General features: G+C 65.0%; 7 protein-coding genes and 2 pseudogenes. 3 read left to right on the top strand and 6 right to left on the bottom strand.

Annotated elements, in window-relative coordinates; translation table 11 throughout:
* A pseudogene (locus tag PV350_RS41895) lies at positions 1 to 1,027 on the top strand (serine protease); the annotation flags it as partial.
* 456 nt (positions 1,028 to 1,483) lie between these two features.
* Here the strand turns inward: PV350_RS41895 and PV350_RS41890 are convergent.
* The 6 genes and pseudogenes from PV350_RS41890 to tpg all read right to left on the bottom strand — a co-directional run bounded on the left by PV350_RS41890 (position 1,484) and on the right by tpg (position 7,032).
* Positions 1,484 to 1,989 (bottom strand): annotated as a pseudogene (locus tag PV350_RS41890) (helix-turn-helix domain-containing protein).
* Between the two features lie 1,077 nt (positions 1,990 to 3,066).
* Complete coding sequence (locus PV350_RS41885; RefSeq protein WP_500338644.1) at positions 3,067 to 4,221, bottom strand: branched-chain amino acid ABC transporter substrate-binding protein; 1,155 nt, start codon at positions 4,219 to 4,221, stop codon at positions 3,067 to 3,069.
* 397 nt (positions 4,222 to 4,618) lie between these two features.
* The gene (locus PV350_RS41880) at positions 4,619 to 4,879 is read right to left on the bottom strand and encodes a hypothetical protein (RefSeq protein ID WP_500338645.1); all 261 of its coding nucleotides are present in this window, start codon (positions 4,877 to 4,879) and stop codon (positions 4,619 to 4,621) included.
* Between the two features lie 676 nt (positions 4,880 to 5,555).
* Positions 5,556 to 6,032: a MarR family winged helix-turn-helix transcriptional regulator gene (locus tag PV350_RS41875; protein ID WP_500338642.1), complete on the bottom strand. Its 477-nt coding sequence runs from the start codon at positions 6,030 to 6,032 to the stop codon at positions 5,556 to 5,558.
* Positions 6,033 to 6,257: 225 nt separating this feature from the next.
* Complete coding sequence (locus PV350_RS41870; protein WP_500338641.1) at positions 6,258 to 6,458, bottom strand: hypothetical protein; 201 nt, start codon at positions 6,456 to 6,458, stop codon at positions 6,258 to 6,260.
* Positions 6,459 to 6,480: 22 nt separating this feature from the next.
* A complete protein-coding gene (tpg, locus tag PV350_RS41865; protein ID WP_500338639.1) occupies positions 6,481 to 7,032 on the bottom strand; it encodes a telomere-protecting terminal protein Tpg in 552 nt (183 codons plus the stop codon).
* On the opposite strand from tpg, the gene PV350_RS41860 reads away from it, so the two are divergent.
* Together PV350_RS41860 and PV350_RS41855 are read left to right on the top strand one after the other, a co-directional pair.
* On the top strand, positions 7,010 to 7,504 hold the full coding sequence (locus PV350_RS41860) for a hypothetical protein (RefSeq protein ID WP_500338638.1): 495 nt from the start codon (positions 7,010 to 7,012) through the stop codon (positions 7,502 to 7,504). The genes tpg and PV350_RS41860 overlap by 23 nt on opposite strands.
* 115 nt (positions 7,505 to 7,619) lie before the next feature.
* Positions 7,620 to 7,766 carry a helicase associated domain-containing protein gene (locus PV350_RS41855; RefSeq protein ID WP_500338637.1) on the top strand — a complete coding sequence of 49 codons (147 nt, stop codon included), beginning with the start codon at positions 7,620 to 7,622 and terminating at the stop codon, positions 7,764 to 7,766.
* The last annotated feature ends 271 nt before the right edge of the window (positions 7,767 to 8,037 follow it).

Here is an 8,037-nt window from a genome sequence, read left to right as displayed (position 1 = left end):
GCACGGCCCGGTCAAGCTGAAGGTCACCTCGAACCCCACCACCGACTACCTCTACGACGTGGTGCACCACTGGACCGGCGCCGTCCCGGCGGACCCGACGTGGCGTGAGAAGACCGGGGACCTGGGCCGGGTGGACGTCTCGTTCCGGAACTACCGGCAGGGCAAGGCGCTGGAGTTCCGGCCCGACGTGTGGCGGGGCTGGGTGGTCGGCAACCAGCTCACCGCTCCCGCCCAGGGCGACCGCACCGACTGGGTGACCGTCGGCACGACCTGGCTGGACGACGCGTTCATCCAGGGCGAGACGGGGCAGCACGCGATGGAACCCCTGCGGTACCCGGCTGGTCGGAAGGGCGAGGTCAGCTGGTTCGGGCCGATCCAGCGCCCCCGGATGGGCCCCATCGGCTACCAGCCGGTGCGCTACCTCGACACCGTCTACATCCCAGCCCCCGGTTGGGGTGACTCGGGCTCGGGCCACGTCGGCGAGGCGTACGCCAACTACAAGGTCAAGGACTGGATGTCGCTCTACCAGGGCGACCGGCAGCTCAACTGGGGCAACGCCGAGTACCTGCCGATCACCGGACTCGCCCCAGAGCGGCTGCCCTACCGGCTGGTCGTCGACAACGACCGCGCGGAATGGACCCACCCGTACTCGACGCACACGCTGACCGAGTGGAACTTCACCTCCGCGGCCACCGGCAGCGAGTCGGCGGAGTCCTTGCCGCTGATCCAGCTCGACTACAGCGTGGACACCGACAAGGCGGGCCGGGCCGACCGGCACGCCAAGCTGACGGTGACCGCCTCGCACCTGCCCGGTACGACCGCCGCCATCGGGAAGCCCTCACTCGAGGTCTCCTACGACAACGGGAAGACCTGGCAGCGCGTCGGCCTGGACCGCAGCGGCAGCGGCTGGCTGACGGGCCTGCACGCCCCGAAGTCCGCAGGCTTCGCCACGCTCCGGGTCACCGCCCGGGACAACGCGGGCAACACCGTGTCCCAGACGATCACCCGGGCCTTCGGCCTGCGCTGACATCATCGACGCGAGTGCGAACCAGGTGGGGCCGTAACCAGCGGCCCCACCCCCCGGGTTTGGGCAGCCCACCGGTCCGCTGATCACGGGCCGGCACGCGGGGGTGACGCCCACGGGTGCGATCTCTCGCGCCCACGACAGCAGGTTCACCTGCTCGATAACGCCCCCTTACAGTCGCCCGAGCCAGATCTCTCACCTCCGCGACAGTGGCCCCACCTCGCGAAAACAGCCATTGAGCCCTTTCAGCCGAGGCTCGAACGGGTGACGCTGTCGCGAACGTTGACCGGGCCACAAGCAGGGCCGCTTGTAGTGTGCCGCGGAGAGCAGTCGTTTGAGACGTCATCCGATCGGTGGCCACTTTGAAAGAGCTCATTGAGTAGCAGCAACACAGCAACGATCAACTGTCTCTCAACATCACTGCCCGAGAGATCGCAGCGGCGGGATCGGCACTGCTTCCTATGTAGCGCAGTGTTCGGACAAGCGGTCCGCCGCGTCAACGACGGCTTGGGAGTGCATGCGCCCGGGGCGACGGGTGAGTCGCTCGATTGGGCCCAAAATGGATACCGCGGCAGCGTGGAGCCGACCGGAGCGGTGTCCCGGAGTCCGGACAGCCGCTCGGCGGCGGCCACGCAGATGCGCATGTCGCCCTGGCGGCGGTAGAGCTGGGCGCTCTCGCCGGTCATGTCGCGCAAATGCGTCAGCACCGGCCCGGCCGTGGCCAGCAGGCGGTCCTCGCCCGCCGCGGCGGCCAGCTTGGACAGCCGCGGACCGAGGATGAAGCGCCCCTGCAAGTCACGCGCCACCATCCGGTGGTACTCCAAAGCGACCGCAAGACGATACGCAGTGGGACGAGGGAGACCCGTGGCGCCCACGAGACCGGCCAGGGTGGCGGGGCCGGACTCCAGCGCGCTGAGCACCAAAGCCGCCTTGTCGAGAACGCCGACACCACTGCTGTTGTCCACCAACGACACTCACTCTCGAGGTCAGCTGAAGTTGCGAAGGACCGGGCTGATGGTCGCTCCCTCGGCAGGTACAGCCTTTACCCGAAAATTCACGCCCGAGTATAGAGCCGCTGAGCCAGGATTGCGTAGAAGAACAACGCCAAAACGAACCGATAGATGTGATCTACGTCACGAAGCACTCAAGGGGAGTCCGGAATAAGACACATCAGCATCACCTCAAACGCTCTCTTGCCCGCGCATCCATTCCAGCAAGGCGCGAAAGAGCGCGCAATCTTTGCGATGCGTCGGACAAGATGCACCCATGCTCTGTGGCCCCGCGAGAGAGCCCATCGCAACTCGCTCGCGTCCACTTCATCATCCCTCTGCTTGCCAGCCGAGCGGTCCGGCCCAACGTGGCAAGCAAGTAAACGAGACAGGAACTCCTATGCCGACAACAAGCCGGTCCACCCTGATGCCTGCTATTGGGCACGGGCACGGCTGCACTGACAGTCCTCACTATCGGTTCCACGACCGCGTTCGCGGTCGGCCAGCAGCCGAGTGCCCGTCAAAGCGCTTTCCAGCCCAGCCCGAACACCGCCAAGAACCAAGCGCCTGACAGACAAGCAGAAGGCAGAGAATCTGGCCGCTATCACCGCCTCCGAGGACAAGTGCGATCTTTCACTTCCGTGACAGTGGCAGCTCCTCCGTTCAGCTTGACGCTGTACAGCTGGTGTCACGCGCGCTGGCCTTCGTCGTTCACCACACGTCGGGGCCCCCACGCCCCGAGCGCGCCCGCGCGATGAGGTGCGCGCAGGTCGTACACGCGCCAAGACCAGGTAGCACGGCCCAGTCGGTCTGATGCAGTCCATCTCTCAACCGGTCACCCCCGGCTTCACGGGGCAGGTGCCGGTGCCGCCCCAAGGCGATCAAGCCTCCCCGACGCACTCCAAGACAGGTGCGTTCTCTGCCATCAACACCTCGCCCGGCGCCCGCCGCTTCGCGGTTCGGGACATGGGACAGCTCGTAAGGGGAGTCCTTCCGAAGCGCGGAGGATGGAGCGTTATGCATGATAAGCCAGGTTACAGGGGTCCCGGATAATTACTTCACAACCCCCAAATAGTTTATTTCGCTACCCTCTACCCGATACAGGCCAATTCTGTCCGATTCTAGCTCGCCAGAATCGTCGAAAGAAAATCGCTTACTAAGGCCGCTATATTTGACCTTCTTGAGGTTGGCCAGAATCTGCGCACGCGAAACGTTCGTGCCGAGATTCGAGAATTCCTGTATGATCATTTTGGCAATGTCATAGGCCTCTACGGCGTAGGCGGCGGGAGGAGTGCCGAACTTATCCCGGTATGCCTTGTTGAAAGCTTTGGCTTTGGCATTCTTGCTTGAGTCGATGCATGGACACGTAAAGTACCAGCCCTGAGAGGCTTCGCCAGCCAATGGGATAAATGTCGAATGGTTGGACCCGTCCCCCGATATGCCGATTCCCTTATATCCTACATCTTTCAGTTTCCGCGCAAAAGGTGCAAGGTCTGCGTAATATCCGGCGTAGATCAGTGCATTTGCTCTCGAGTTTTTAATGGTGGTCGCTGCGCTACCATAGTCCAGGGTGCCGGAAAGAATTTTTTCCGTAACGGTAGTTATGCCGGCTCTCTTTAGATATTGGACTGCTGTGGATGCGAGTCCAACGCCGTATTCACTTCCATCGTTAATAACGAATACCTTGTTCACGCCAGCATGCCCTTCCAGGAACCTGGCTATACCTAGACCCTGTACCCTGTCATTCGAAACTCCTCTCAGAAACGACGTAAACCCTAGCTTAGTTAGCTCTGGACTTGTTGCGGAAGGTGTGACCGTAACAAGCTTCGAGTTCGCATAAATCTGACCTGCAGCCTTAGCCGGCCCGGAGAAAGACGGGCCGATTACAGCTTTCACCGATTTATCGCTCACAAGCCGTTGTGCGGCAGCTGCCGATTCACCCGGAAGGCCTTGATCGTCTGACTCCGTGACTGTCACAGTGAACGGGAGGTTGCCTCGGATGTTTGCCTCATCGGCAGCCATCTGCAAGCCGCTGAGCTCGCTGAAGCCTACTGCGCTATTCTTTCCTGAAAGGGGTCCCTGAAAACCGATGGCGAGTGACTTTTCGTCAATTCTAGTCACGCTGTTAACGGAGCTATCGCACGCTGCCATTGTAAATGACGCTGCGACGGTTAGCGTGAAAATACCAGCAAGGGTCTTTCTGGCCATTCTACTCTCCAAGCACCTAGCGGTAGCGTGCTGTCAGAGCACCAGACTGGTCAGGCTCTCGTAAAGGACGGGACCGAGATCGCAACATGTTGTTAACGAAACGGTCAGGTGCATCAGTCCGCTGCCCAATCAAAGGTCTCGCAAATTCCTTGTCGCGTTCTGAAGTTGGTGACAACGCACGGACGCAACGTGTCGCAATTCATGACAAAAGTCCTGGAAGCGGTTACGTAAAGTTAGATGGGATGGTCTTGCGTTGTGGCTCTGAAGTGGTCTCATGACGCGAAGCTTTGCGTCAATGGCGTATACAATTCGACATCCACGCGCATCTCCACGGCTTGCGCCCTGGTGCCATTTCCGTGGCGCTCAAATTACACTACCCAACGTTTTGCCGCTAAATTCATCCCGTGCTGAAGCAGGGCTTGATCAAGTTCCGCAGGTGTCCGGATCGTTTGGTGATGCCCAGGATGGCAAGTGCTCGTTGGGGTTCGTCGGGGCCTCCGCCACGCCACTCGATGAGGTCCTCGTCTACGACGTTGACCATGTCGGGATCCAGGCCGGCGCGCCGTACGAATTCCAGGAAGTCCCGGAGGTTGTACGCCACGCCAAGGATCTCGCCCTCGACCCGGACACGCCGTCCGCCGCCCGGCGACGGCGGCATCACGATCACCCGGCGCTCGTTCACGCCATCAGCGTCTCCCGGGCCTGGCACAGGCGCACGCCACGAGCCCTGGACCGTTCCCTCAGCCCTTGTCTGGCGCGGCCGCCCGCCCATCACTCGTATGGGGCGCGCGGCTTGTGCACCCCCCTGGTGGCAAGCAACCTGAGTTCCGAGGTCTCCGTCCCTGCCGAAGCCCTCTCGCCTGACAGGCCCCGCCGCGGCGAAGCGACGGGCCTGTCTATGGCCTGGCCAGGACGCCCATGGCCCCGGAAGTGGGGCCGGCCGACCTCCAGGGCCGATTCGGTCGGACGCGCCGGCCACCGCTCATCGCAGGCACCTGGACCACCACACGACTCGCTCCACCAGCGTGCCCCGAGCCCGACGCGGGCGCACCCTGGGGATACGACCCCACCTGGATTTTCCGTCCAGGACGTGCTCCGGCAGGGCCAGGGACCGCCACAGCCCGTCTGGCCACGCGCAGGTTCCCCGCCCCCCGGCACTGGCCAGGCGGGCTCCACCAGACCGCCAGCCATACCACACTGTGAGCGGATCATGGCTCGCTGTCACCCGACCCGGTAGTGTCAACGCTCTCCGGGTGCGGCCGGAATCCGCCGCGGGGGTGGTCTGCCCTGCCGCACCCGGAACTGGCTGCGTCACGGGGGCGTGCGGTGCCCGGTCAGGCCTTGCCGCGCACCGCACGCAGGTGCTCTGCCACCGGGGTGAGGGCCTTGCAGAGGGCGGCGGGGAGCTCGTCCGGAAGCAGGTCGATGAAGTGCTCCCGGACGGCCGCGACATGGTGCGGGGCAACCGTGCGCAGGGTCTTCCAGCCCTGCTCGGTGAGCACGACATACAGCGCGCGCCGGTCGGACTCGCATATCTCACGGCAGACCAGGCCAGCACTCTCCAAACGGCTGACCTGCTGGGACACCCGGCTCTTGTAATGCAGGGTGGCACGGACCAGGTCGCTCATCCGCATCCGGCGCCCGGCAGACTCCGAAAGATGGGCCAGGACCTCATAGTCGCTGTACCTGAGACCGAACGGCCGCAGCTCGCGATCGAGCCGGTGGGTCAGCAGCTTGCCGACCTCCAAGTGGATACGCCAGCTGTACTGTTCGTCAGCGGTCAGCCAGAGAGTGCCGTTCCGTGTCTCCATGGCCTGAATGTACCCAGACAGTTGAAATGCCCATTGTCAAACGGAGCCTCTCCGGCCTGCAGCAAGGGCGGCACGGCCCCTCCAGTCGCTCCGCGCCGGCAAGGTGCCATCGCTCTCCGGCAGCGGCCAGAACACCGCGAGGAACTCCTGCCTGCCCGCACCTTGGGACTGCGCCGGCGGCTGAGCCGCGGGGCTGCGTCCTCGCTCCCAGCTTCACTTCACGGGTCACTCCCGGGCCGCGGGCTGCGTCCCCTGCGGCCCGGGGCCCAGCCGCCGGCGCAGTCCCACCGCGAAGTCCGGTGCCGCGCTGGCCTGCTCGCCCAGGACGGCAGCGACCTCGGCGGCGGTAAGGCTGCGCGGCAGGGCGACCTTGGACGGCAGGGCTGGCCTTGGCCCGGTACCGAGTGAACGGCGGTCGGCGATCATTGGCCAAGCATTCCACCCGCTGCTACAGCTCGAAGTCGATGTAGTCGATGTCGGTGAACTCCACCTCCAGGCTGGCGGCGCGGCGGCCGCGGTCGCGGAAGTAGATCTCCTGCAGGCCCTCGGCCGCGATCGCGCGCAGCTGCTGCTGCTCACTCGCGCCGGCGTCCTGGGCTTCGAAAAGGCGGGCCGCATACTCCGGGGGAAGGGCTTGGGTGATCAGGCGGATGCGGGCGTCGTCGGTGGAGCCGGGGGCGGCGGTGAAGCCGAAGCGGGCGCGGGTGTCGATGACGATGCCGCCGGTGGTGGCCGCGGCCTGCTTGGCTCGGGCCCGGACCTGCGGCTGCCAGCGCTGGCGTACCTCGCGCTCTATCCGGGCGGCGAGGTCGGCGCGGGGCCGTTTGATCTGGTCTTTCACGTAGCGTTCCACGGTCCGCTGCGAGATCCCGAGCAACTGGGCAACTGCCTTGGTGCCCTTGAGTTGTTTAACCAGGTAACGCATCTGCGCCGGGGCGGACTTCGGGATCGCGCGGGTGAACGCGCCCTGCACGGCCTTGTCGAGACTGTCCCCGAGCATTCCCACCGGTGGACTCCTCGCCGACACCATCGCGCAACGGCGCGAGACAGGGCTGCCCGTCGGCTCTACCGCAGGCGCCCTGTCCGAGGAACGGCGGGACGCGCTGGAGGCCATCGACCCGTCCTGGTGCCCCTCCTGGCCCGTGGTGTGGCAGCGCTCCTACCGGCTGTGCCGTCGGCTCATCGAGGACGGCCGGCCGCTCCCGGTCGTGCCCGGCGAGGTCAGCGTCCAGGGCGAGGACCTCGGGGCGTGGGTCCAGCCGCAGCGCCTGGGCTGGGACGCTCTGCTGCCCGCTCAGGCTTGGATGCTGGAGAACATGCTCCACCTCGGCCCGGCGGACCCTTCGGCGAGGCCGCAGGCGCCTCGTACGCAGGCTGACAAGTGGGCGGTGAACTTTTCGGGCGGCGCGGCAGTTCCACGCCCGCGAGGGGAGCCTCCAGGCGCCCCGCAAGCACGTGGAGCAGCTCACTGAGCCCTTTCAGCCGAGGCTCGAACGGGTGACGCTGTCGCGAAACGTTGACCGGGCCACAAGCAGGGCCGCTTGTAGTGTGCCGCGGAGAGCAGTCGTTTGAGACGTCATCCGATCGGTGGCCACTTTGAAAGAGCTCACTGAGTCTGACGGGGCCGTGACCGAGGTCAAGCTAGGCCAGTTCGTGGACAACGCCCGCCGCCGCGCCGGGAAGTTGACCGAGGAACGGCGGGCCGAACTCGACGCACTCGGCATGCGCTGGTAACCACCGCAGCGCGGGGGAAGGGCCGGGCCGGGACTCCGACGGTAATTTCACTCTGACCGATTTGGCTTCCCACTTCGGGGGCAAGGAGCCGAGGTGGGAAGCCGGGTGGTGTACGTCCGGTCCGGCTTCGCAACCCTTCGGAACACCAACTAGATCATAGAGGGCGGGCAGTGCGTGGATGCGTGCGGCGGTGATGTCGGGCGTGGAGCCGGGCTCGACGTCGGAGACCCACAGCGGGGTGCCGTCCGGGGCGTACAGGAACTGCACGTTC

Source organism: Streptomyces sp. PA03-6a (genome assembly GCF_033792765.1).
GTDB lineage: Bacteria > Actinomycetota > Actinomycetes > Streptomycetales > Streptomycetaceae > Actinacidiphila.
The sequence above is the reverse complement of the archived record's forward strand: the minus strand, read 5'-3'. Positions and strand labels throughout refer to the sequence as shown.

What these genes read in the sequence shown, in the direction of transcription:
- PV350_RS41885 (WP_500338644.1), bottom strand. Translation starts at nt 4,221, where the DNA reads ATGGCCAGAAAGACCCTTGCTGGTATTTTCACGCTAACCGTCGCAGCG.
- PV350_RS41880 (WP_500338645.1), bottom strand. Translation starts at nt 4,879, where the DNA reads ATGCCGCCGTCGCCGGGCGGCGGACGGCGTGTCCGGGTCGAGGGCGAG.
- PV350_RS41875 (WP_500338642.1), bottom strand. Translation starts at nt 6,032, where the DNA reads ATGGAGACACGGAACGGCACTCTCTGGCTGACCGCTGACGAACAGTAC.
- PV350_RS41870 (WP_500338641.1), bottom strand. Translation starts at nt 6,458, where the DNA reads ATGATCGCCGACCGCCGTTCACTCGGTACCGGGCCAAGGCCAGCCCTG.
- tpg (WP_500338639.1), bottom strand. Translation starts at nt 7,032, where the DNA reads ATGCTCGGGGACAGTCTCGACAAGGCCGTGCAGGGCGCGTTCACCCGC.